This is a genomic window from Stutzerimonas stutzeri, assembly GCF_013522825.1.
Classification (GTDB): domain Bacteria; phylum Pseudomonadota; class Gammaproteobacteria; order Pseudomonadales; family Pseudomonadaceae; genus Stutzerimonas; species Stutzerimonas stutzeri_AK.
The window spans coordinates 108,263-131,172 of the sequence record NZ_JAAMQZ010000011.1 but is presented as its reverse complement, the minus strand read 5'-3'; the positions used below and the strand labels follow the sequence as shown (position 1 = coordinate 131,172).

Below are 22,910 nucleotides of genomic sequence, written 5' to 3'. Positions count from 1 at the left end.
CCAACTGCTACCACCTGTACCCGGCGCACGCCGCGTTCGGTGGCTACAAGAAGTCCGGCGTCGGTCGCGAAACCCACAAGATGATGCTCGACCATTACCAGCAGACCAAGAACCTGCTGGTCAGCTATGACATCAATCCGCTCGGCTTCTTTTGAATGAAGAGCTTTTAAACCATCTCGGTGGACCCGGCGCGCTCAGCTCCCGCGCGCCGGTTGACTTGCAGAGCGCCCCGAGGGGCGCGGGCATTCCGGCCAGCGGTATCCCACGAGCACGGATGTCCATTGTTGCAGCGCGGCCCAGGCCGCGTTTTTTTTGTCTGCAAATCGCCTTTGTCGCCGCTATGTCCCCGTTACGTGCTGGTGGAGCAACCCTGCTTTTGTGGGGCGGACTTGTCCGCGAATCGATGCCCGGGCATCGGCGTGGCTCTGTTCGCGGCCAAGGCCCCTCCCACGATGGGCATATGCATACCGCTCCTGTGGTCGTTCGTAGGTCGGGTCACGCTTTATCGACCCGACGAGCGGGACCGGGGTTATCCGCTGGTTTACGCTCTGCCTTGTCGGATTACGCCTTCGGCTAATTCGACCTGCAACAGCCTGCATCCGCCCCGCAGCACGTAACGGGGACATGGCTTTTTTCGTCTGCGAATCGACCGCCGCTTGCGGCCCCTCTGGTCAATGCCGAAGGCACTACCAATGCAGGTTGCTGTCTCCTTCCAAAGTACCATTCTGTTTGCAAAGGCATAGGGTGCTTAATGAAGTTGTCGGAATAACTCCGGCATCAACGACAAGAGGAATAAGCCATGTGGACCAAGCCTGCTTTCAGCGACCTGCGCATCGGTTTTGAAGTCACCATGTACTTCGCTAACCGCTGATCGACCAGCCCCGGCCTGGTCGGGGCTTCATCTTTTTCGGGAGCTGCCCATGTTCATCCAGATTCTCGGTTCTGCTGCTGGCGGCGGCTTTCCACAATGGAACTGCAATTGCGCCAACTGTGCCGGCGTGCGTGCCGGTACCTTGCGTGCACAGCCGCGCACCCAGTCCTCCATTGCCATCAGCGACAACGGTGTCGACTGGATTCTGTGCAACGCCTCGCCGGACATCCGCGCCCAGCTGGAGGCTTTTCCCACACTGCAACCGGCACGCAGACCGCGCGACACGGCCATTGCCGCGATCATCCTGCTCGACAGCCAGATCGACCACACCACCGGTCTGCTGACCCTGCGCGAGGGCTGCCCCCATGAAGTCTGGTGCACCGAGATGGTCCATCAGGACCTGACCAGTGGTTTTCCGCTGTTCAACATGCTCGAGCACTGGAACGGCGGGCTGAAGTGGAATCCCATCGCCCTGCAGGGCAGCTTCGTCATTCCGGCATGCCCGAACCTGCTGATCACGCCAATTCCGCTGCGCAGTTCGGCGCCGCCGTATTCGCCGCACCGCAACGACCCGCATCCGGGCGACAACATCGGTCTGCTAATCGAGGATCGCCAGAGCGGTGGCAAGCTCTTCTATGCGCCGGGTCTCGGCCAGGTCAGCCCCGAGTTGCTGGAGATCATGCGCGGCGCCGATTGCCTGTTGGTGGACGGCACCCTCTGGCGCGATGACGAGATGCGTGTGCGCGAGGTGGGCGACAAGCTCGGCAGCGAGATGGGGCATCTGCCGCAGAGCGGTCCTGGCGGCATGATCGAAGTGCTCGACGGGTTGCCGGCGACGCGCAAGATCCTCATCCATATCAACAACACCAATCCGATCCTCGACGAGGATTCCGCCGAGCGCGAAATACTCGGCGAACAGGGCATCGAAGTGGCGTTCGACGGCATGAGCATCGAGCTCTGACGCTCGCCCATACGCCCTCCATACGATCATCAGCGCGCCTGTGCGAGCGGCCTGGCGGCGCATAACCAAGGAAGTCCCGTGATGACCCAGCCAGCCATGACCCCTGCCGAGTTCGAGCAGGCCCTGCGCGCCAAGGGCGAGTACTACCATATCCACCACCCTTTCCACCGCGCCATGTATGAAGGTCGTTCGACCCGCGAGCAGATCCAGGGCTGGGTCGCCAACCGCTTCTACTATCAGGTCTGCATTCCGGTGAAGGATGCGGCGATCATGGCCAACTGCCCGGACCGGGATACGCGCCGCGAGTGGATCCAGCGCATCATCGATCATGATGGCAGGCCCGGTGAGGAGGGTGGCATCGAGGCTTGGCTGCGTCTGGCCGAGGCGGTGGGGCTGGATCGCGAGCAGGTGCTGTCGCAGGAACTGGTGCTGCCCGGCGTGCGCTTCGCGGTGGATGCCTACGTCAATTTCGCGCGTCGCGCGGTGTGGCAGGAGGCGGCCAGCAGCTCGCTGACCGAACTCTTCGCGCCCACCATCCATCAGTCGCGCCTTGACGCCTGGCCGCAGCATTACAGCTGGATCGATACCTCCGGCTACGACTACTTCCGCAAACGCCTCAAGGAAGCCCGCCGGGATGTCGAGCACGGCCTGCGCATCACCCTCGAGCACTACACGACCTTCGAGGCCCAGCAGCGCATGCTGAACATCCTCCAGTTCAAGCTGGACGTACTCTGGAGCATGCTCGACGCCATGAGCATGGCCTACGAGCTGGATCGCCCGCCCTATCACACGGTTACCCGTGAGCGCATCTGGCACAGGGGCATCGCATCATGACCCATGAAGACGTGCTGCCCCGCGTTCCCGTGCTGCGTCGCGGCTATCGCTTCCAGTTCGAGCCGGCGCAGGGCTGCCATGTGCTGCTCTACCCGGAGGGGATGATCAAGCTCAACGACAGTGCCAGCGAAATCCTCAAGCGGGTCGATGGCGCGCGGACGGTAGGCGGCATCGTTGCCGACCTGCAATCGAGTTTCCCCGGTGCCGAAGGGATCGAGGACGATATCCTGGCGTTTCTGGAGGTGGCCGTTGAACGGTTCTGGATCGAGCTTCGCTAAGCCGGGTGTGGTTGTCGGCCCGCCGTTGTGGTTGCTAGCCGAGCTGACCTACCGTTGTCCGCTGCAATGCCCGTATTGCTCGAATCCGCTGGATTTCGCCCGTAGCCATGAAGAGTTGAGCACCGCCGAGTGGATCGAGGTGTTCCGTCAGGCGCGAGAGATGGGCGCGGCACAGCTGGGCTTCTCCGGTGGCGAACCACTGGTGCGTGAGGACTTGGTCGAGCTGATCGCCGCCGCGCGCGAGCTGGGCTACTACACCAACCTGATCACCTCCGGTATCGGCCTGACCGAAGCCAAGATCGCCGCCTTTGCCGAGGCCGGGCTCGACCATATCCAGATCAGCTTCCAGGCCGCCGACGAGGAAGTGAACAACCTGCTGGCCGGTTCCAAGAAGGCCTTTGCGCAGAAACTGGCCATGGCCCGTGCGGTCAAAGCGCACGGCTATCCGATGGTGCTCAACTTCGTCACCCATCGGCACAACATCGACAATATCGAGCGCATCATCCAGTTGTGCCTGGAGCTGGAGGCGGACTTCGTCGAGTTGGCCACCTGCCAGTTCTACGGCTGGGCCGAGCTCAATCGTGCCGGCCTGCTGCCCAGCAAGGAACAGCTGGTGCGTGCCGAGCGCATCACCAATGAATGGCGCGAAAAGCTGGCCGCCGAAAACCACCCCTGCAAGCTGATTTTCGTCACTCCGGACTATTACGAAGAGCGCCCCAAAGGCTGCATGAATGGCTGGGGCAATCTGTTTCTCGATATCACGCCGGACGGCACCGCCTTGCCCTGCCACAGCGCGCGCCAGTTGCCGGTGCAGTTCCCCAACGTGCGCGAGCACAGCATCGAGCACATCTGGAAGCACTCGTTCGGCTTCAACAAATACCGCGGCTACGACTGGATGCCCGAACCCTGCCGCAGTTGTGATGAAAAGGAACAGGATTTCGGCGGCTGCCGCTGCCAGGCGTTCATGCTCACCGGCGATGCCGCCAACGCCGACCCGGTCTGCAGCAAGTCGGCCCACCACGGCAAAATTCTCGCGGCGCGCGAGCAGGCCGAGCAGGGCGCACCGCTCGAACAGCTGCAACATCGCAACGAAAAGGCCTCGAAGCTGATCATCCGCGCATGAATACGGGCTCTGTGCTTCCCCACGGCTTCTGGCCCAGCGACTGGAGCGCGGAGAAGGCTGCCTGCGCCAGCCGCGATTTCGCCGAGTTGCGCGCTGGCCACGGCGGGCTGCTGTGGGTCGAATACGACCCGGCGGACGCTCGCTGCACGCTCTGGCACTGGCGTGACGGCACGACCCGTTGTCTGACGCCGCCAGGCATCTCGCTGCGCAGCCGGGTCTACGAATATGGCGGCGGCGCCTTCTGTCTGACGGATGATGGTGTGGCCTATGTCGACGAGCAGGACCAGCAGATTTATCTGCAACGGATCGAAGGTGACGGCACGCCGACCGTGCTGACGCGACATTCGGATTGCCGTTATGGCGACCTGCAATTCGATGGGCGTTACGGTGCCATTCTGGCCGTGGAAGAGCGAAGGTCGGGCACATGCGTGGAGCACCGTCTGGTCAGCTTTTCGCTCGCCGATGGCCGGCGCAGGGTGCTGGCCGAAGGGGCCGACTTCTATGCATCGCCTACGCTGGATGCCAATAGTGGACGTTTGGCCTGGGTTCAGTGGCAGCGGCCCGAACAGCCCTGGACGGCGACCAGCCTCTGGGTTGCCGAGCGCACAGCGGAGGGGGGCTGCCAAACGCCCTGGTGCCTGGCTGGCGCGCCGGGCGGCGAGTCGTTGCAGCAACCGCGCTTCGCCGCAGATGGCACCCTGTATTGTCTGAGCGATCTCGATGGCTGGTGGCAGCCTTGGCGGGAGCAGGGTGACGGCCTTGTGCCGGTGTTCGGTTCGGCAGAATGCGATCATGCTCCGGCGCCCTGGCAACTGGGTACGGTCAGCTATCTGCCTCTGCCCGAAGGCTCTGTGCTGCTGACGCGCATGCTGGAGGGGCACGGCTTGCTGTTCGAGCAGCACAGCCAAAACGGCGAGCGCCATCTGGCGAAGGAATTCAGCCGTTGCCGCCAACTGGCAGCCGACGAACATCGTTTCTATTGCATTGCCGGCTCGCCAGGTCGGATGCCGGGCGTGCTGTCGATCGATCGAAGCAGCGGCCAGGCCCGATTGCTTGCCGGAGGCGAGCAGCCACTGGCGGCTGAACAGCTGTCCAGGCCGCAACCGTTCAGCTTTCCCGGCGGCGATGGCGAGACCGCCCACGGTTTTTTCTATCCGCCGGGCAATGCCCGCTATCGTGCTCCTGCAGGAGAGAAGTCACCGCTGGTGGTGTTTATCCACGGCGGCCCGACGTCGGCCTGTTATCCGGTCTTCGATCCGCGTATCCAGTACTGGACCCAGCGCGGCTTTGCCGTGGCGGATATCAATTACCGTGGCAGCAGCGGCTTCGGGCGTGCCTATCGCCAGCGCTTGCGTGGCCAGTGGGGCGTGCTGGACGTGGAGGATGCCTGCGCCGCCGTGGCCGAACTTGCCCGGCGTGGGCAGATCGACCCGGCGCGTACCTTTATCCGAGGCTCCAGCGCTGGCGGCTATACTGCGCTCGGCGCCCTCGTGGCAGATGTCGGTTTCCGTGGCGGGGCCAGCCTCTATGGCGTCAGCGATCCCCTGGCGTTACGTCGGGTCACGCACAAGTTCGAGGCCGACTACTTGGACTGGCTGATCGGCGACCCGCAGGCCGATGCCGAACGCTACCGGCAGCGCACGCCGCTGTACCATGCCGCGCGGATTCGCGTGCCGGTGATCTTCTTCCAGGGCGGGCAGGATGCGGTGGTGCTGCCGGAGCAGACCGAAACCATGGTGGCGGCATTGCGCGAGCAGGGCGTTGCCGTCGAGTACCGACTTTATCCCGAGGAGCGCCACGGCTTTCGCCAGGCGTACCATCTGGCCGATGCGCTGGAGCGGGAATTTCGTTTCTACCAGTGCCTGCTGAGCGTGGAGGCGACTGATTGCTTTAACAGTGGAAAGCAGTAGTCTTACCGGTCGTAACAAAAAATAACTATAGGCCGTAGTAATGAGCCCCAATCTTAGCCTGCAGCGCAAATTCGTTTCTCCCGAGATCGTCTTCGGTGCGGGTTGCCGACATAGCGCGGGCAACTACGCGAAGAACTTTGGCGCCCGCAAGGTGCTGCTGGTATCTGATCCAGGCGTGGTTGCCGCCGGTTGGGTCTTGGATATCCAGATGAGCCTGGCGCGGCAGAATATCGAGCATCATCTGTTTACCCAGGTCTCGGCCAATCCGCGTGCCGAAGAAGTGATGCTGGGCGCCGAGGTGTATCGCAGCCAGGCCTGCGATGCCATTGTTGCGGTGGGCGGCGGCAGCCCGATGGATTGTGCCAAGGGCATCGGCATTTCAGTCGCGCATGGGCGCAACATCATCGAGTTCGAGGGCGTCGACACCCTGCGCGTACCGAGCCCGCCGCTGATTCTGATCCCGACCACGGCAGGCACCTCGGCGGATGTTTCGCAATTCGTGATCATTTCCAATCAGGACGAGCGGATGAAGTTTTCCATCGTCAGCAAGGGCGCGGTGCCCGACGTGTCGCTGATCGACCCGGAAACCACCCTGAGCATGGACCCTTTTCTTTCCGCCTGCACCGGCATCGACGCACTGGTGCATGCGATAGAAGCCTTCGTGTCCACCGGCAACGGGCCGCTCACCGATCCCCACGCACTGGAGGCGATGCGCCTGATCAACGGCCACCTGGTACAGATGATCGCCAATCCGGCGGATATCGAGCTGCGCGAGAAGATCATGCTCGGCAGCATGCAGGCGGGGCTGGCCTTCTCCAATGCGATTCTTGGCGCGGTACACGCCATGTCCCACAGCCTGGGCGGCTATCTCGATCTGCCGCATGGCCTGTGCAACGCGGTGCTGATCGAGCATGTGGTGGCGTTCAACTACAGCGCCGCGCCCGAGCGCTTCAAGATCGTCGCGCAGACCTTCGGTATCGACACCCGTGGCCTGACCCACGCACAGATTCGTGATCGCCTGGTGGCCCATCTGATCCAGCTCAAGCAGGCCATCGGCTTCAGCGAAACCCTGGGGCTGCACGGGGTGAATATCTCGGACATTCCGTTCCTCTCCCGGCATGCCATGCAGGACCCGTGCATCCTTACCAACCCGCGTTCGTCGACCCAGCGTGACGTCGAAGTGGTCTATGCCGAAGCACTCTGAGCCTAACGATGCGCTGGCCGGATTGCTTGGCTTGGGCACCCACTCGGCGCGCAAGAGCCACTATCCGGAATTGCTCAGCCGGCTCGAAGAGCTGGAGGCCGAGCGCAATCGCTACAAGTGGCTGTTCGAGCATGCGGTGCATGGCATCTTCCAGGCCAGTCTGCGCGAAGGCATACGCGCCGCCAATCCGGCCCTGGCGCGCATGCTCGGCTATGACAGCCCGGAGGATGCGCTCTGGGGGCTGACCGATCTTTCGCACCAGCTGTTCATCGGTGGCGAGGAAGAGTTGCAGCGGATTCGCCATGTGCTGAGTACCCAGTTGGGCCTGTTCGGCTATGAAACCCGTCTGCGCCGCAAGGATGGCAGCGCCATCGACGTGATGATGAACCTGCTGCTCAAGCCGGATGAAGACGGCCTGGTCGAAGGTTTCGTCGCCGATATCACCGAGCGCAAGCTGGCGCAGTTGCATCTGCAGCATCTCAACGAGCAGCTTGAACAGCGTGTCACCGAACGCACCCTGGAACTGCGTCAGGCGCGCGATTCCGCCGAGGCGGCCAACCGCAGCAAGGACAAGTATCTGGCGGCGGCCAGTCATGATCTGTTGCAGCCGCTGAATGCCGCGCGCCTGCTGATTTCCACCCTGCGCGAACGGAGCCTGCCGGAGGCGGAGCAGACCCTTGTCGAGCGCGCGAATCAGGCCTTGGAAGGTGCCGAAGACCTGCTCACCGACCTGCTGGATATTTCCAAGCTCGATCAGCAGGCGATCAAGCCTGACATTTATGCTTACCGCCTCGATGAAGTGCTGTTGCCGCTGGTGTCCGAATTCGAGTCGGTGGCGCAAGCGAAAGGGCTTGGCTTTGAGCACTACATCCCGGCCTACGCGCTGCACAGCGATTTCCGGCTGCTGACGCGCATCCTGCGCAACTTTCTCAGCAACGCCTGCCGTTATACCGACCAGGGTCGCGTGCTGCTGGGCGCGCGCAAGCGCGGTGACCATCTGCGCATCGAGGTATGGGATACCGGGCGTGGCATCGCGGCGGATCAGATGCAGTCGATATTCCTCGAATTCAACCAGCTGGGCTTGCAGCGCGCCGCCGAACGCACCGGGGTCGGCCTGGGCCTTGCCATCGTCGACCGTATTGCAGCGATGCTGGACTATCGGGTGCAGGTCCGTTCGCAGCCGGGGCGCGGTTCGGTATTCAGTATCGATGTGCCGCTGGCCGATGCTCCATCGCCAGTGGCAGGTGAAGCGCCAATGCTGTCACTGCCGGGCGATCCTCTGCCGGGACGGCGCTTGCTGGTGCTGGACAACGAGCTGAGCATCCTGCACAGCATGGCCGCACTGCTCGGTCAGTGGGGCTGCGAAGTGCTGATTGCGACCGATGAGGCTGAAGCGAGCCACGTGCTGGCCGGATCGCCGCCGGAATTGATCCTGGCGGACTATCACCTGGATCAGGGGATGACCGGCTGGCAGGCGGTCCAGAAGCTGCGCGCACGTTTCGGCTACTCGATCCCGGCGGTGATGATCACCGCCGACCGCAGCGACCAGTGCCGCCGCGAGTTGCAGGGTGTCGGGGTGCCGGTGCTTAACAAGCCGGTCAAGGCCGGCAAACTGCGCTCGGTCCTGAGTCATTTGCTCCTTAACAAGGGCCATGGTGGTCCTGAATGACCCAAAGCCGATTCGGATCAAGTATCCGGGCACGATTGAGCAGCTAGAATCCCTGCCATGAAACCTTACCTGCGGCTCTGTCTGATTCTATTGATCAGCTTCTCGCTCCCCGTTAACGGGATGGCGGCTGTTGGGCTGGTTATTGAGGCCTGCCAGATGCAGGACGGCGAAATGATGATTTCCACGCCGACAGACCATGCGGCGCACGATACGGGTGTCGGGAACGGGGCAGAGCATTCACATGGGCAGAACCCGCTCTGCAAGAGCGACCACCAATGCAAGACAAACTGTATGTTGCAGGTGGCTGTAACCAAATCGGTGCTGACAACCACCGCACATCTGCTGATCACCTATATACCCGAGCATATTCCCTCCGGCTCGGGTAACGACCTCTGGCGTCCACCACGCTTCTGATTTCCGCTGACCTGATGCATCCATTGCCGAAACGCTGATGGGTGCCGTGTGCGTGCCTGCATGGCACGCAGGATCTGCAAGGAATCAGAATGATGTTCCCAATCTTGCGCATTATCCGGCCATGCGAGGCCGTGATGTGTTGTGCGTTGGCGTTGCCGGGCCTGGCCAATGCACTGACCTTCGATGACGCGCTGCGGCTCGCCGAGCAGCAGGCGCCTTCTCTACAGGCCGAAGCTGCCAAGCTGCAAGCCGCCCGCAGCGACGCCATACCGGCTGGCGAGCTGCCCGACCCGAAACTGCTGCTCGGCGTGCAGAGCGTACCGATCGAAGGCGCCGAGCGCTGGAGCCTGGATCGGGACGGCATGACCATGAGCATGGTCGGACTGATGCAGGACATGCCCAACCGTGACAAGCGACGTGCCCGTGTCGAAGTGGCGCGCGCCGGAATCGAGCGTGCCGCGGCCGAGCGTGAAATAGAAGCGCTGAATGTTCGCCAGTCCACTGCCCAGGCGTGGATTGTCAGCCATGCCATCGAACGCAAGCTGGAGGCATTCGACGGGCTGTATGCAGAGAACCGCCTGCTCGCCGAGATTGTGCGGGCGCGTATTGCTGGTGGTCGTGGACAGGTCGTCGAGAGCGTCCTGCCGCGCCAGGAAGCGGCGCTGCTCGCCGAGCGCGCCGACGAGTTGCAGCAGCAGCGCCAGCAGGCGCGGGCCACGCTCGAGCGCTGGGTCGGCGATGCGGCGCGTGAACCACTGGATGGCGGCCTGCCGCACTGGCAGATCGATGTCCAGACGCTGCAGCATCAGCTGCGCAATCATCCGCAGCTGCAGGCCTATGCGCCGATGACGCAGCAGGCGCAGGCGCGTATTCGCGAGGCAACAGCGGAGCGGAAGCCGGACTGGAACTGGGAAGTCGATTACCTGCGGCGCGGACGCGAGTTCGGTGACATGGTCACTCTGCAAGTCAGCTTCGATCTGCCGATTTTCCAGCGTTCGCGGCAGACCCCGCGCATCGCCGCCCGGCATGCCGAACTCAACCAGCTGGAGGCCGAACGTGAGGCGCTGGAGCGTCAGTTTGCAGAGCAACTGGGCAGCGAACTGGCCGAGCTCGAACGTTTGCAGCGTGCCCTGGCGCGCACCCGTGAAGTGTTCCTGCCTCTGGCGCGCGAACGCGCCGAGCTCAGCCTGGCCGACTACCGTGCCGGCAGCGGTGAGCTGGATAAGGTACTGACGGCGCGTCGCGAACTGATCGAAACCCACCTCAAACAGATTGACCTCGAAGGCCTGCAGGCGATTGCCGCCAGCCGTCTGTATTTCGCCTATGGAGATGCCCAATGAGCCGGATTTTTCTCAAAACAGGCGCGCTATTCATCGTGACTGCCGCTCTGGGGCTGGCCGGCGGCTACTGGTTCGCTCAGCGCCAAGCGCACGTTACCGTCCAGACTGCGCCTGTCAGCGTACAGAGCGAGCGTCGGGTGCTGTACTGGTACGATCCGATGGTGCCGCAGCACAGGTTCGATCAGCCGGGCCGATCGCCGTTCATGGATATGGAACTGGTGCCGCGCTACGCCGATGACGACGCGGGCGCCTCCGGCGCGCAGACGATCAGCATCGATGCCGGAATCACCAGCAACCTCGGCATGCGCCTGGCCAGAGTTAGCCGTGGGCAGTTGTCGCGTGCTGTCGAGGCGGTCGGTGTGCTGGGCTTCAATGCCCGTGACGTGGCGCTGGTGCAGGTACGATCGGCGGGCTTCGTCGAGCGCGTCTATCGACTGGCACCCGGCGATGTGCTGGAAGCGGGTGCGCCGCTGGTAGATCTGTTGATGCCGGAGTGGGTGGCCGCGCAGGAGGAGTTTCTCGCATTGCGGCGTGTTGGCGACCGCGCTCTGCTCGAGGGCGCGCGTCAGCGCCTGCGCCTGGTTGGCATGCCGGCGGAAACGATCCGGCAACTGGAGCGTTCCGGTCGGGTGCAGGCGCAGCAGACCGTGCGAGCGCCCATAGGCGGCGTTCTGCAGGAGCTGGAGGTGCGTCAGGGCATGAGCGTCGCCGCCGGAGCGCCGCTGGCGCGGATCAACGGCCTGGAGAGCGTCTGGCTGGAAGTGGCGGTGCCTGAGGGGCAGGCCGGAAACATTCGTGTCGGCCAGGCGGTGACCGCCCACTTGCCGGCGCTGGCCGGCGAGCCGGTGCAGGGAACCATCGCCGCAGTGCTGTCCGAAGCCACTGCGGCCACCCGCACCCTGCGTGTGCGGGTAGAACTGCCCAATACCGACGGGCGCTTGCGTCCGGGCTTAAGCGCGCGGGTCGAGCTGGTTGCACAGCGCTCGCACAGCGCGCTGCTGGTGCCCAGCGAGGCGGTGATCCGTACCGGCAAGCGCACCCTGGTGATGCTCGCCGAAGCCGGCGGGCGCTACCGCCCGGTGGAAGTACGGGTCGGTGAGGACAGCGGCAGCCAGACCGCGATTCTGCAGGGCCTGGAGGAGGGCCAGCAGGTGGTCGCCTCGGGGCAATTCCTGATCGACTCCGAAGCCAGCCTGCGCGGCATCACCGCCGTGGCCGAGACGATGGCAGACGCGCCAGGGCACGTGCATGAACCTGAGCATGGGCACGAGCAAGCACTTGCCCCCGCACTGCATGAAGCCGAAGGACGTATCGTCGAAATAACCGAGCAGGGCGTGAAAATCGCCCACGGGCCATTCCGGACGCTGGGCATGCCAGGTATGACCATGCGTTTCGCCGTTGCCAATCCGCACCTGCTGCACGGGATGCACGTCGATAGCCGGGTGCGCTTCGCCGTGCGCGAAACCGGCAGCGGCCTGGTCATCGAGCAACTACAGCTTCAGGAGCAGCAGCCATGATCGCCGCACTGATTCGCTGGTCGGTATTCAACCGGTTCCTGGTCCTGCTGGTGACGTTGCTGCTGACCGCCGTGGGTGTCTGGTCGCTGCGCACCACGCCGATCGATGCACTGCCGGACCTGTCCGACGTGCAGGTGATTATCCGCACGCCGTATCCAGGCCAGGCGCCGCAGATCGTCGAGAATCAGGTGACCTACCCGCTGACTACCACGATGCTCTCGGTGCCGGGGGCCAAGACCGTGCGTGGCTATTCGTTCTTCGGCGACAGCTATGTCTACGTCCTGTTCGAGGACGGGACCGACCTGTACTGGGCGCGCTCGCGGGTACTGGAATACCTCAGCCAGGTGCAGAACCGGTTGCCGGAGGGTGCCAAGCCGTCGCTTGGCCCGGACGCCACCGGGGTCGGCTGGATCTATCAATACGCGCTGGTCGATCGCAGTGGCAACCACGATCTGGCGCAATTGCGCAGCCTGCAGGATTGGTTCCTCAAGTACGAGCTGGTCACTCTGCCCAATGTGGCCGAAGTCGCCACCATTGGTGGCATGGTCAGGCAGTACCAGGTGGTACTCGACCCGTTGAAGATGGCCAGTCTCGGTGTACCGCAGGTACAGGTGATCGAAGCCATTGGCAGGGCCAATCAGGAAGCCGGTGGCGCGGTGCTGGAGTTGGCGGAAACCGAATATATGGTGCGCGCTTCGGGCTACCTGAAAACCCTCGATGACTTCCGCCGGATTCCGTTGCAACTCAGTGCTGCCGGAGTGCCGGTAACCCTGGGCGATGTCGCGCATGTCCAGCTTGGCCCGGAGATGCGGCGCGGAATCGCCGAACTGGACGGCGAGGGCGAAACCGTCGGCGGCGTGGTGATCCTGCGCAGCGGCAAGAACGCACGGGAAACCCTTGCCGCCGTGCACGTCAAGCTGGAAGAGTTGAAAGGCAGCCTGCCAACGGGCGTGGAGATCGTCACCACCTACGACCGCAGCCAGTTGATCGACCGTGCGGTGGAGAACCTCAGCTTCAAGCTGCTGGAGGAGTTCATCGTTGTCGCGCTGGTCTGCGGTCTCTTTCTCTGGCACCTGCGCTCATCGCTGGTGGCCATCGTCTCGTTGCCTATCGGTGTGCTGATCGCGTTTGCGGTGATGCGCTACCAGGGGGTCAACGCCAACATCATGTCGCTCGGCGGAATCGCCATCGCTATTGGCGCTATGGTCGATGCGGCGGTGGTGATGATCGAGAATGCCCACAAGAAGGCCGAGGCCTGGCGTCATGCCAACCCGAACAGGACGCTGGAGGGAGAAGAACACTGGCGAGTGATGACCGCTGCCGCCGAGGAGGTCGGCCCGGCGCTGTTCTTCTGTCTTTTGATCATCACGCTGTCGTTCATTCCGGTGTTCACCCTCCAGGCACAGGAAGGCCGTCTGTTCGGCCCGCTGGCATTTACCAAGACGTATGCCATGGCTGCCGCGGCAGGACTGTCAGTGACCCTGGTGCCGGTGCTGATGGGGTACTGGATACGTGGGCGCCTGCCCGATGAGTCGCACAACCCGCTGAACCGCTTGTTGATCCGCATCTATCGTCCGGCGCTGGAGAGGGTGCTTGAGCATCCGAAGGTCACCATTGCTGTTGCGCTGCTGGTACTGGCGACTACGTTCTGGCCGATGGCTCGCCTGGGTGGGGAATTCCTGCCGCCGATGGATGAGGGCGACCTCCTTTACATGCCATCGGCGCTGCCGGGGCTTTCCGCACAGAAGGCCGCGCAGCTGCTGCAGCAGACCGACCGGATGATCCGCACGGTGCCGGAGGTCGCCACGGTGTTCGGCAAGGCCGGGCGTGCCGAATCGGCCACCGATCCAGCGCCGCTGGAGATGTTCGAGACCACCATCCAGTTCAAACCGCGCGAGCAGTGGCGCGCCGGGATGACGCCGGAAAAGCTGGTCGACGAGCTGGACCGCGCGGTGCAGGTGCCGGGCCTGACCAATATCTGGATTCCGCCGATCCGCAACCGCATCGACATGCTCGCCACGGGCATCAAGAGCCCAATCGGGGTCAAGATCGCGGGTGCGACACTGGAGGAGATCGACCGCGTCAGCCAGCAGGTGGAAGCCGTCGCCAAGGGCGTGCCGGGCGTCAGTTCGGCGTTGGCTGAACGTCTGGTCGGGGGGCGCTACATCGATATCGATATCGATCGTCAGGATGCCGCACGCTACGGGCTGAATATCGCCGATGTGCAGTCTATCGTCGCCAATGCCATCGGTGGCGAAACCATCGGCGAGACAGTTGAGGGGCTGGCGCGCTATCCGATCAGCGTGCGTTATCCGCGCGAATGGCGTGACTCGCCCCAGACCCTGGAACAACTGCCGATTCTCACCCCGCAGGGCAGCCAGATCACTCTGGGCAGTGTGGCGCGGGTGCGCGTCAGCGACGGCCCGCCGATGCTGCGCAGCGAGAACGCGAGGCTGTCCGGCTGGGTGTACGTCGATGTGCGTGGGCGCGACATCGCCTCGGTGGTCGCCGATCTGCGCCAGGCGGTCAGCGACCAGGTTCCATTGCTGCCGGGGGTGAGCCTGAGCTATTCGGGGCAGTTCGAATACCTCGAACGTGCCAATGCGCGGCTCAAGCTGGCGGTGCCGGCTACATTGCTGATCATCTTCGTGCTGCTCTACCTGACGTTCGGGCGCTTCGACGAGGCGCTGCTGATCATGCTCACCCTGCCGTTCGCCCTCACCGGCGGCGTCTGGTTCCTCTATCTGATGGGCTACAACCTCTCGGTGGCCACCGGCGTCGGTTTCATTGCCCTAGCCGGTGTGGCGGCGGAGTTCGGTGTGATCATGCTGCTGTACCTGAAGAATGCCTGGAACGAACGACAACAGGCTGGCCGGCACGACGAGACCGCGCTCTGCGAAGCCATCCGTGAAGGTGCGGTGCAGCGTGTGCGGCCCAAGGCGATGACGGTGGCGGTGATCGTTGCCAGCCTGCTGCCGATCCTGCTCGGTGCCGGCACCGGCAGTGAGGTGATGAGTCGCATTGCCGCACCGATGGTTGGTGGCATGCTCAGCGCGCCGTTGCTGTCACTGTTCGTGCTTCCAGCGGCCTACAGGCTGATGCGTCGCGGCAGGGCAAAGCCGTAGCAGCGGTGATGGATGCGCCATGAGGCCACTGCCTCGCAACGTTCGGCGCGCTTCGATGTCTCCCGTCCTGACGGTGCCTTGTAATTACAAGACACCGTCCTCCCCTTGGGCTTGAGTGCGAGAACAACCGATATTCATGCTGCAACCTTCTCCGATTGCTTACGGTTGTGATGCTATATGGCCATATACAGACGTGTGGTCTGGGTATATGGGTCATTTTTTGGTAATGTCTGGCGCTTGTGAAGCGAGCCTTCAATACCAGCAATGAGGTGTCTGATTGATTAGGGTGCTGGTGGTCGATGACCATGACCTGGTACGCACAGGCATTTCCCGGATGCTCGCCGACATAGATGGCCTGCAGGTGATTGGGCAAGCCGACTCCGGTGAGGCGGCGATCAGGAAGTCGCGCGAGCTGAAACCGGATGTCGTTCTGATGGACATCAAGATGCCCGGAATCGGCGGTCTCGAAGCGACCCGCAAACTGTTGCGCAGCCATCCGGACATCAAGGTCATCGCCGTGACCATCTGTGAAGAAGATCCTTTCCCGACGCGCCTGCTGCAAGCCGGAGCCGCCGGCTACCTGACCAAGGGCGCGGCGCTGGAAGAAATGATCCAGGCCATTCGGATGGTGTTTGCCGGGCAACGCTACATCAGCCCGCAGATCGCGCAGCAGCTGGCGCTCAAATCCTTCCAGCCGAAACTCAATGGCTCGCCTTTCGATCTGCTCTCGGAGCGGGAAATACAGATTGCCCTGATGATTTCCAATTGCCAGAAGGTCCAGGCCATTTCCGACAAGCTTTGCCTGTCGCCCAAGACCGTCAATACCTATCGCTACAGGATCTACGAAAAACTCTCGATTACCAGTGACGTCGAGCTGGCCCTGCTCGCGGTGCGACATGGCATGGTCGACACCATCAACTGATGAGCGCTTTCGACTCTTCGGCATTTCTCGCTTCCTGCAGTGTGCGGCCCGGTGTCTACCGGATGTTCGATGGCGAGGCCAAGCTGCTGTATGTCGGCAAGGCGAAGAACCTCAAGAAGCGCCTGTCGAGCTATTTCCGCAAGACCGGGCAGGCCCCCAAGACGGCGGCGCTGGTGGCCCGGATCGCCCAGATCGAAATCACCATCACGGCGAACGAGACCGAGGCGCTGCTGCTGGAGCAGACGCTGATCAAGCAGTGGCGACCGCCTTACAATATCCTGCTGCGCGACGATAAATCCTACCCTTACGTCTTTCTGTCCAGCGGCGATTTCCCACGCCTGAGCATTCATCGCGGCGCGAAAAAGGAATCCGGGCGCTACTTCGGCCCGTACCCGAGCGCCGGAGCGATCCGCGAAAGCCTGAGTCTGTTGCAAAAGGCCTTTTTCGTCCGCCAGTGCGAAGACAGCTTCTACCGCAACCGGACCCGTCCCTGCCTGCAATACCAGATCAAGCGCTGCAAGGCGCCTTGCGTGGGGCTGGTCGCTGCCGAGGAATATGCCCAGGACGTGCGCCATTCAGTGATGTTCCTCGAAGGGCGCAGCAATGCCTTGGCCGAAGAGCTTTCCGCCAGCATGGAAGCCGCCGCGATGGCGCTTGATTTCGAGCGTGCCGCGGAAATTCGCGACCAGATCGCGCTTCTTCGTCGCGTTCAGGACCAGCAGAGCATGGAAGGCGGCAGTGGCAATGTCGATATCGTCGCGGCGGTGGTAAGCCCCGGCGGCGCCTGTGTCCATCTGATCAGCGTGCGTGGCGGCAGGGTGCTGGGCAGCAAGAACTTCTTTCCCCAGGTGGCCATCGAGGAAAGCGTCAGCGACGTGCTGCAGGCTTTTCTCGAACAGTATTATCTGGGCTCGATGGAGCGGGAGCTGCCTGCCGAGCTGATCGTCAACAGCATCCATGAAGGCTTCGCCACCCTGATCAGCGCCATTATCGAGTTACGCGGCGAGGAGCTTGCCATTACCCATCGCGTCCGTGGAACGCGCGCGCGCTGGCAGCAGCTGGCACTGACCAATGCCGAGCAGGCGCTGGCTGCGCGGCTGGCGAGTCGTCAGCATCTGGCCGCACGTTTTCAGGCGCTGGCCGAAGCGCTGGAGCTTGACGAACCGCCGACGCGGCTGGAGTGTTTCGATATCAGCCATTCCAGTGGCGAGGCGACAGTGGCGTCCTGTGTGGTCTTCGGCCCGGAAGGACCGCTGAAATCGGATTATCGTCGCTACAACATCGAAGGCGTGACGGCGGGCGATGACTACGCGGCGATGCATCAGGCCCTGTCGCGTCGTTTCAAAAAGGCTGCCGAAGGGACGGGCAAGCTGCCGGACATATTGCTCGTCGATGGCGGCAAGGGACAGCTCAACATGGCCCGCGAGGTGTTGCAGGAGCTGGCCGTGCCCGATCTGATCCTGCTGGGCGTGGCCAAGGGCGTCACCCGCAAGCCGGGGCTGGAAACGCTCTACCTCAATGATGCCGAACACGAATTCACTCTGCCGGGAGATTCGCCGGCGCTGCATCTGATCCAGCAGGTGCGCGATGAGGCGCATCGCTTCGCCATTACCGGCCACCGTGCGCGACGCGGCAAGGCACGCACCACGTCAACGCTGGAAGAGGTTCCGGGTATCGGGCCGAAACGGCGTCGCGAGCTGCTCAAGCATTTCGGCGGTCTGCAGGAATTGAACCGCGCCAGCCTTCCGGAAATCGCCAAGGCGCCCGGTATCAGTAAAAAGCTTGCCGAGTTGATTTATGCCACCCTGCACAGTGAGTAGAATCCCCTTCAAATTCGCGGATCGCTGGTATCAATGAACATTCCAAACATTCTCACCGTGTTGCGTGTGCTGCTGATACCAATCATCGTCCTGCTGTTCTATCTCCCCTTCAAATGGAGCTATCTGGCAGCCAGCGCAGTGTTTGCAATTGCCGCCGTGACGGACTGGCTGGATGGCTATCTGGCGCGACGGCTGAAGCAGAGCACCCCCTTTGGCGCCTTTCTCGATCCGGTTGCCGACAAGCTGATGGTGGCGGTGGCTCTGGTGTTGCTGGTCGAGGAGCATGCGAACCTCTGGCTGACCTTGCCGGCGGCGATCATCATCGGTCGCGAGATCGTCGTCTCGGCCCTGCGCGAGTGGATGGCCGAACTGGGCGCGCGAGCGCAGGTGGCGGTGTCCAGCCTGGGTAAATGGAAAACCGCCGCACAGATGGTGGCGCTCATCATCCTGCTGGCAAATCCGCCGCTGATGACGATCTGGGTGGGTGCCGGCTATGCCTTGCTGATCATTGCGGCGGGGCTGACGCTGTGGTCGATGGTCAACTACCTGATGGCGGCATGGCCTCATCTGAGCCCGACAGAAAAGAAATAAAGACTTTTTTAATCAAGGGCTTGACGGCTGGCGCCGAAGATATAAAATGGCGCCCGTCACCAAGACGATGCGGGAATAGCTCAGTTGGTAGAGCACGACCTTGCCAAGGTCGGGGTCGCGAGTTCGAGTCTCGTTTCCCGCTCCAATTTATGATCTACAGACTTCCACTGACGTCTGTAAGTCTTTGAAAAGAGGGCCGAAAGGCCCTTTTTTCGTTCCAGCAAAAGCCACTGAAATCCACCTACAGCCAGCGTTTTTAAGGCCAAAATTGAGGCCAAAGAATGCGGGGGGTGCCGGTTCCGGGTTGTTGCTGGGGTTGGATGGGAACAGTGACGAGCATTGAGCCTAAGTCGCGACTTAGGAGCTCAAAATGGCACTCTCTGATCTGACTGTGCGGCAAGCCAAGGCCGCTGAAAAAGCTTACAGCCTACCCGACACCGATGGCCTCGGCCTGGTGGTGGCCCCCACTGGCGGCAAGTCGTGGCACCTTCGCTACTATTGGCTCGGTAAGCAGAAACGCATCTCCCTGGGCAACTATCCCGAGGTCGGCTTGCGTGAGGCACGTTCTCTGCGCGACGAGGCCCGGGCACTGCTGGCCAAGGGCATCAACCCCCACACCGATCGCAAGCAGAAACGGCATGCGGTCAAGCTGGCTTCCGATTACACCTTCAAGGCGGTTTTCGATACCTGGGTCGAGCATCGCCGCAAGGAACTCAAGGAAGGCCGTCAGAGCACGCTCTCGCAGATCCTCCGTATCTTCGACAAGGATGTGTTGCCCAGCCTTGGGAAGATGTCGATCTACGACATTCGCCGGCCCCAGCTTCTGGGCGTCCTGGCGAGGATCGAACAGCGCAGGGCCTTTACTACCGCGGAAAAGGTTCGTACCTGGCTGGGACAGTTATTCCGCTATGCCCTGGTCATTGTCGAAGGCATGGAAACCAATCCAGCCACGGACTTGGATGTGGTGGCTGAGCCCAAACCTCCGGTGAACCACAATCCTTACCTGCATCTGCCTGAGCTTCCCGCATTTCTCCAGAAGCTTAGGCTATACAACCCTCGCGGCTGGCAAACTCAGCTCGGCATCCGGCTATTGCTTCTGACCGGTGTGCGCACCGGCGAACTGCGCCTGGCGACCCCGGATCAGTTCGATCTCAATCGCAGGCTATGGATCATCCCACCACAGATCGTCAAGCAGCTTCAGGACGAGATGCGCAAAGCCGGCAAGCGCCCGCAGGATGTGCCGCCCTACATCGTCCCGCTGTCCCTGCAGGCCACCGAGATCGTTCGCTACCTCCTGGGCGTGATGCGGCCGGCCCAGCAATACTTGCTGGCGCATCGCAGCGAACTCAAGAAGCGCATCAGCGAGAACACCCTCAACGCCGCCTTGAAACGGATGGGCTACGAGGATCAACTGACCGGCCACGGCATCCGCGGAACCATCTCTACGGCGCTCAACGAGATCGGCTACCCCAAGATTTGGGTGGACGCGCAGCTTTCGCACTCCGATCCGAACAAGGTGAGTTCGGCCTACAACCACGCCAAATACGTGGAGCCGCGCCGCCGGATGATGCAGGACTGGGCCGACCGCCTAGATCTGCTCGAACAGGGCCAGGTGGAAGCGGCAAGCGCGCATCTCACCATCCGTATCGATGGGGTGCCGGCGATGGCAGAAGCGGAAGGTGCTGCCACCATTGTGGAGGATTCCTCTGCCGTTCCCGTTCCGCCCGTAGCGGCTATGCCCATCGTGGTGACGCCGAACACTGCCGGGGCCACGTTCCAGAGGCTCTCGCAAGTGCCTCCGCCCCCTAGTCGGGCGCCGGAGCCGGAAGTGTCTGCAATCCAGCGTGAGCGCGAAGAAATGCTCGCCATCTACGAATCGCCGAACAATCTGCCGGTTCCACTGTTCGGCAAGCTGGCCGGGAAGTCCAAGGATCAGATCAACCGCGAACTGAAGGCTGGCAAACTGCTGTCCATTAGCCTGGGCAACCGGGGGCAGCGCGTTCCCGATTGGCAACTGGTGCCGCTCAAGCACAAGCTGGCCCTGGCGCTCATGAAACAGTGTCCGGAAGCAGACTCGTGGGAGCTTTACCGTATGCTGACCCGGCCGCACCCGGAGTTGGGTGATCGTGCAGCCATCGACGTGGTGACGCCGGCCAATCTGACCGTAGTTGTCCATACCATTGCGAACGATGAGCAACCTGCCGATATTCCCGAGGCTGTCTTGCCAGGGTCTATCCCCGAGCAGGTACGGCAGAGCGTTCGCCGACTGGTAGATAGCACGTTGGTGCTTGAAGACGCTTGAAGGCCAATGGAGTGACCGGCGATCGGGGCGAGCCTGCTTCGGTCGCCAGGTTCTCGGTCAGGCGGTGCCTGCCTTGGCAATCTGCAGCGCTCTGCGCTCGAATCGATCTGAAACGGAGTTGAGTACCCCTTGGGGACGGTGCAAATGCGTCACGATCTCGTACGGGCCATCCGAGAGTGGCCGCATCGTGATTCCCCAACCATCGGCGCGCTCGATGCGCGATTGAGCGGAGACACCAACACCATGGCCCGCTGCAACCCACAGTGCCAACAACTCGAACGAAGTCACGTGCTGAATGTGCTGCTGGTCCGCCGGCGCTAAAGAAGATAGATGCCGATCCAGCAAGGGGCAGGCCTCTGCTTGCCAGCGAAACAGGGGGTAGTTACGCAACTCGGCGATCGACAGCTTCGCTTGGTTCGGCAAGTGGAATTGCGATGGCACGGCAACAGCCATATTTTCGCTCCACAGTGGCTGGCTGCTCAGGGACGGGTCGCTCACATCCTGAAACGACATCCCCGCATCGTAGCGGCCTTCACGCAGCCCTGCGGCCAAATTGTCATCCGTGACCTCGAAAAACGCCATGGTGACTTCCGGCTCCTCCGCTCGCTGCATGGCAAACAGCATAGAAAGACATGACGACGGCACGCCTGGTGCTATCGCGAGCTTGAAATGGGAAGCCGTGTCAGTGGCGTCGTACATGAAAGCCTCCCATGTAATCCATCGGATCAAAAAAGCAACCCGATATCATAACAATGAGTTAAATTTAACGTGGTTAAATTCTCTCGTCTGATCGACGCTTCTGTCAATGCAGAAGCGTACAGTTCAACGAGGCCGTCCCCCAGGCACCACCACATTTGAAGCCGAGCCAGCGCTGGCCTTCGGGAACGCTGTGCGCGCCGCGCGCATGGAAAAAGGAATCGCTCAGGAAGAGCTGGCAAGCCTGGCTGGAGTCGAGCGCTCTCACATGGGCAAGATTGAGCGTGGAGGACATATGCCTACACTGGCGCTGATATTGAAAATCGCCGCCGCGCTCGGGCTAAGTGCCGCCGAACTGATGGCGGTAACGGAGCGCAATCTTGGCTCCGGCACCAATTCTTGAGGCTGACTGTCTGCGGAGGGCTCCGTTAGTCGCTCAAACGGTCGCGTAGGCGAGCGATGAACCGCTCCAACGAAACCGACAAACGGCTGTTTTCGGACCAAAGCAAGTAGGTAGTGATGACTGCAGATTCCACCGCCAAGGGACGGATCACGACATCCGGCCGCTGGTAGCCTGCGATCCTGGTCGTCGTTGTGAAGCCCACGCCGTAGCCTGCACCAACCAGGGTAAGCATCATGTCCAGCGAGGACGCGTGCTCGACAACATTCGGCTTGTGCTTCAGAGGCTGCAGGAGCTTCGACAGTTGAAGGCAGTAACCTTCGCATACCTGTGGGTCGCACAAGACGAGCGGATGGCTCCCAAGCTCATGAAGCGGAACCTCCTTGTGGGCGAGCAGTTCGTGCCGGGCTGGCACGGCGACCACCAGCGGGTCTCGCCAGATCGGTTCCGCAACAAGGCCGTCACCGACGTCGGCAGTATGTGCGAAGCCAATCGTGAAGTCGCCTGATCGCAAGCCGCGCAATTGTTCCGCTAGAGGCACTTCGGCCAGACGTATCTCGACTTCCGGCTCCTCTACGCGGCAACGGGCCAGAAACGCCGAGAGCCGAGGATCGGTCGCACCATCGGAAACGGCAATGCGCAGGCTCCCTCGCAGGCCTGCCGCGACCGCCCGGACGTTCTCCCGTGCATGCTCCAGGACAGTGAACAGCCTGCGGACATCCTGCAAGAACGCGGCGCCAGCGGGGGTCAGTGCAGTGCCTCGACGGTTTCGGTCAAAAAGTATTACCCCTAACTCATCCTCAAGCTCTTTGATCGTTCGAGACAGGGGGGATTGTTCGATATGCAAGCGCTCCGCAGCACGTGTGAAATGCAACTCCTCAGCCAAGACGACAAAACAACGAAGGTGCCGCAATTCCATGTAATAGCCATCCG

At 62.2% G+C, this 22,910-nt stretch carries 20 protein-coding genes and 1 tRNA gene; 19 read left to right on the top strand and 2 right to left on the bottom strand.

The genetic code is table 11. The annotated features are described in order from the left end of the window. From G7020_RS09425 to G7020_RS09340, 18 genes are all read left to right on the top strand, one after another. On the top strand, positions 1–155 hold a 155-nt coding region (locus tag G7020_RS09425; protein ID WP_073657905.1), incomplete at its 5' end, for an aldehyde dehydrogenase family protein. Positions 156–799: 644 nt separating this feature from the next. Continuing rightward, positions 800–871 carry a pyrroloquinoline quinone precursor peptide PqqA gene (gene pqqA / locus G7020_RS09420; protein WP_074436856.1) on the top strand — a complete coding sequence of 24 codons (72 nt, stop codon included), beginning with the start codon at positions 800–802 and terminating at the stop codon, positions 869–871. A 49-nt stretch (positions 872–920) separates the two neighbouring features. Continuing rightward, entirely contained in the window at positions 921–1,832 is a 912-nt protein-coding gene (pqqB, locus tag G7020_RS09415; RefSeq protein ID WP_181083932.1) for a pyrroloquinoline quinone biosynthesis protein PqqB, read from the top strand. 81 nt (positions 1,833–1,913) lie between these two features. Further along, positions 1,914–2,666, top strand: coding sequence for a pyrroloquinoline-quinone synthase PqqC (pqqC, locus tag G7020_RS09410; RefSeq protein WP_181083929.1), 753 nt, complete (start codon positions 1,914–1,916; stop codon positions 2,664–2,666). Further along, on the top strand, positions 2,663–2,944 hold the full coding sequence (pqqD, locus tag G7020_RS09405) for a pyrroloquinoline quinone biosynthesis peptide chaperone PqqD (RefSeq protein ID WP_181083927.1): 282 nt from the start codon (positions 2,663–2,665) through the stop codon (positions 2,942–2,944). The genes pqqC and pqqD overlap by 4 nt, the downstream gene beginning before the upstream one ends. Next, a complete protein-coding gene (gene pqqE, locus G7020_RS09400; protein ID WP_181083925.1) occupies positions 2,916–4,067 on the top strand; it encodes a pyrroloquinoline quinone biosynthesis protein PqqE in 1,152 nt (383 codons plus the stop codon). The genes pqqD and pqqE overlap by 29 nt, the downstream gene beginning before the upstream one ends. Then, positions 4,064–5,977: an alpha/beta hydrolase family protein gene (locus tag G7020_RS09395; RefSeq protein ID WP_181083923.1), complete on the top strand. Its 1,914-nt coding sequence runs from the start codon at positions 4,064–4,066 to the stop codon at positions 5,975–5,977. The genes pqqE and G7020_RS09395 overlap by 4 nt, the downstream gene beginning before the upstream one ends. Positions 5,978–6,017: 40 nt before the next feature. Continuing rightward, the gene (ercA, locus tag G7020_RS09390) at positions 6,018–7,181 is read left to right on the top strand and encodes an alcohol dehydrogenase-like regulatory protein ErcA (RefSeq protein WP_181083921.1); all 1,164 of its coding nucleotides are present in this window, start codon (positions 6,018–6,020) and stop codon (positions 7,179–7,181) included. Then, positions 7,165–8,850 (top strand): PAS domain-containing hybrid sensor histidine kinase/response regulator, encoded by a 1,686-nt coding sequence (locus tag G7020_RS09385; RefSeq protein ID WP_181083919.1) that lies wholly within the window; start codon positions 7,165–7,167, stop codon positions 8,848–8,850. The genes ercA and G7020_RS09385 overlap by 17 nt, the downstream gene beginning before the upstream one ends. Positions 8,851–8,907: 57 nt before the next feature. Then, positions 8,908–9,264, top strand: a complete 357-nt coding sequence (locus G7020_RS09380) for a hypothetical protein (protein ID WP_181083918.1) — start codon at positions 8,908–8,910, stop codon at positions 9,262–9,264. An 89-nt stretch (positions 9,265–9,353) separates the two neighbouring features. After that, entirely contained in the window at positions 9,354–10,604 is a 1,251-nt protein-coding gene (locus G7020_RS09375) for a TolC family protein (protein WP_181083916.1), read from the top strand. Beyond that, on the top strand, positions 10,601–12,121 hold the full coding sequence (locus G7020_RS09370; protein ID WP_181083914.1) for an efflux RND transporter periplasmic adaptor subunit: 1,521 nt from the start codon (positions 10,601–10,603) through the stop codon (positions 12,119–12,121). The genes G7020_RS09375 and G7020_RS09370 overlap by 4 nt, the downstream gene beginning before the upstream one ends. Then, positions 12,118–15,246 (top strand): efflux RND transporter permease subunit, encoded by a 3,129-nt coding sequence (locus tag G7020_RS09365; RefSeq protein ID WP_181083912.1) that lies wholly within the window; start codon positions 12,118–12,120, stop codon positions 15,244–15,246. Before G7020_RS09370 ends, G7020_RS09365 begins: the two co-directional genes overlap by 4 nt. A gap of 277 nt (positions 15,247–15,523) precedes the next feature. Then, complete coding sequence (gene gacA / locus G7020_RS09360; protein WP_181083910.1) at positions 15,524–16,168, top strand: response regulator transcription factor GacA; 645 nt, start codon at positions 15,524–15,526, stop codon at positions 16,166–16,168. Next, positions 16,165–17,988, top strand: a complete 1,824-nt coding sequence (gene uvrC / locus G7020_RS09355) for an excinuclease ABC subunit UvrC (protein ID WP_181083942.1) — start codon at positions 16,165–16,167, stop codon at positions 17,986–17,988. The genes gacA and uvrC overlap by 4 nt, the downstream gene beginning before the upstream one ends. A 33-nt stretch (positions 17,989–18,021) precedes the next feature. Further along, complete coding sequence (gene pgsA, locus G7020_RS09350) at positions 18,022–18,579, top strand: CDP-diacylglycerol--glycerol-3-phosphate 3-phosphatidyltransferase (RefSeq protein WP_181083908.1); 558 nt, start codon at positions 18,022–18,024, stop codon at positions 18,577–18,579. Between the two features lie 69 nt (positions 18,580–18,648). After that, positions 18,649–18,724: transfer RNA gene (locus G7020_RS09345), tRNA-Gly, on the top strand. Between the two features lie 225 nt (positions 18,725–18,949). Continuing rightward, positions 18,950–20,881, top strand: a complete 1,932-nt coding sequence (locus G7020_RS09340) for a tyrosine-type recombinase/integrase (protein WP_181083906.1) — start codon at positions 18,950–18,952, stop codon at positions 20,879–20,881. A 57-nt stretch (positions 20,882–20,938) separates the two neighbouring features. On the opposite strand, the gene G7020_RS09335 is transcribed toward G7020_RS09340, so the two are convergent. Then, positions 20,939–21,580 (bottom strand): substrate-binding domain-containing protein, encoded by a 642-nt coding sequence (locus G7020_RS09335; protein ID WP_181083905.1) that lies wholly within the window; start codon positions 21,578–21,580, stop codon positions 20,939–20,941. 106 nt (positions 21,581–21,686) lie between these two features. Here G7020_RS09335 and G7020_RS09330 point away from each other — a divergent pair, with 106 nt between their 5' ends. Next, the gene (locus tag G7020_RS09330) at positions 21,687–21,980 is read left to right on the top strand and encodes a helix-turn-helix domain-containing protein (RefSeq protein WP_181083903.1); all 294 of its coding nucleotides are present in this window, start codon (positions 21,687–21,689) and stop codon (positions 21,978–21,980) included. A 25-nt stretch (positions 21,981–22,005) separates the two neighbouring features. Here G7020_RS09330 and G7020_RS09325 read toward each other — a convergent pair whose 3' ends face one another. Continuing rightward, positions 22,006–22,896, bottom strand: coding sequence for a LysR family transcriptional regulator (locus G7020_RS09325; RefSeq protein ID WP_181083901.1), 891 nt, complete (start codon positions 22,894–22,896; stop codon positions 22,006–22,008). Between the last annotated feature and the right edge of the window lie 14 nt (positions 22,897–22,910).

Excerpts from the sequence above, each read along its gene's own strand:
- pqqB (WP_181083932.1), top strand. The coding sequence starts at position 921 with ATGTTCATCCAGATTCTCGGTTCTGCTGCTGGCGGCGGCTTTCCACAA.
- pqqC (WP_181083929.1), top strand. The coding sequence starts at position 1,914 with ATGACCCAGCCAGCCATGACCCCTGCCGAGTTCGAGCAGGCCCTGCGC.
- pqqD (WP_181083927.1), top strand. The coding sequence starts at position 2,663 with ATGACCCATGAAGACGTGCTGCCCCGCGTTCCCGTGCTGCGTCGCGGC.
- G7020_RS09395 (WP_181083923.1), top strand. The coding sequence starts at position 4,064 with ATGAATACGGGCTCTGTGCTTCCCCACGGCTTCTGGCCCAGCGACTGG.
- ercA (WP_181083921.1), top strand. The coding sequence starts at position 6,018 with ATGAGCCCCAATCTTAGCCTGCAGCGCAAATTCGTTTCTCCCGAGATC.
- G7020_RS09385 (WP_181083919.1), top strand. The coding sequence starts at position 7,165 with ATGCCGAAGCACTCTGAGCCTAACGATGCGCTGGCCGGATTGCTTGGC.
- G7020_RS09380 (WP_181083918.1), top strand. The coding sequence starts at position 8,908 with ATGAAACCTTACCTGCGGCTCTGTCTGATTCTATTGATCAGCTTCTCG.
- G7020_RS09375 (WP_181083916.1), top strand. The coding sequence starts at position 9,354 with ATGATGTTCCCAATCTTGCGCATTATCCGGCCATGCGAGGCCGTGATG.
- G7020_RS09370 (WP_181083914.1), top strand. The coding sequence starts at position 10,601 with ATGAGCCGGATTTTTCTCAAAACAGGCGCGCTATTCATCGTGACTGCC.
- G7020_RS09365 (WP_181083912.1), top strand. The coding sequence starts at position 12,118 with ATGATCGCCGCACTGATTCGCTGGTCGGTATTCAACCGGTTCCTGGTC.
- pgsA (WP_181083908.1), top strand. The coding sequence starts at position 18,022 with ATGAACATTCCAAACATTCTCACCGTGTTGCGTGTGCTGCTGATACCA.
- G7020_RS09340 (WP_181083906.1), top strand. The coding sequence starts at position 18,950 with ATGGCACTCTCTGATCTGACTGTGCGGCAAGCCAAGGCCGCTGAAAAA.
- G7020_RS09335 (WP_181083905.1), bottom strand. The coding sequence starts at position 21,580 with ATGTACGACGCCACTGACACGGCTTCCCATTTCAAGCTCGCGATAGCA.
- G7020_RS09330 (WP_181083903.1), top strand. The coding sequence starts at position 21,687 with ATGCAGAAGCGTACAGTTCAACGAGGCCGTCCCCCAGGCACCACCACA.
- G7020_RS09325 (WP_181083901.1), bottom strand. The coding sequence starts at position 22,896 with ATGGAATTGCGGCACCTTCGTTGTTTTGTCGTCTTGGCTGAGGAGTTG.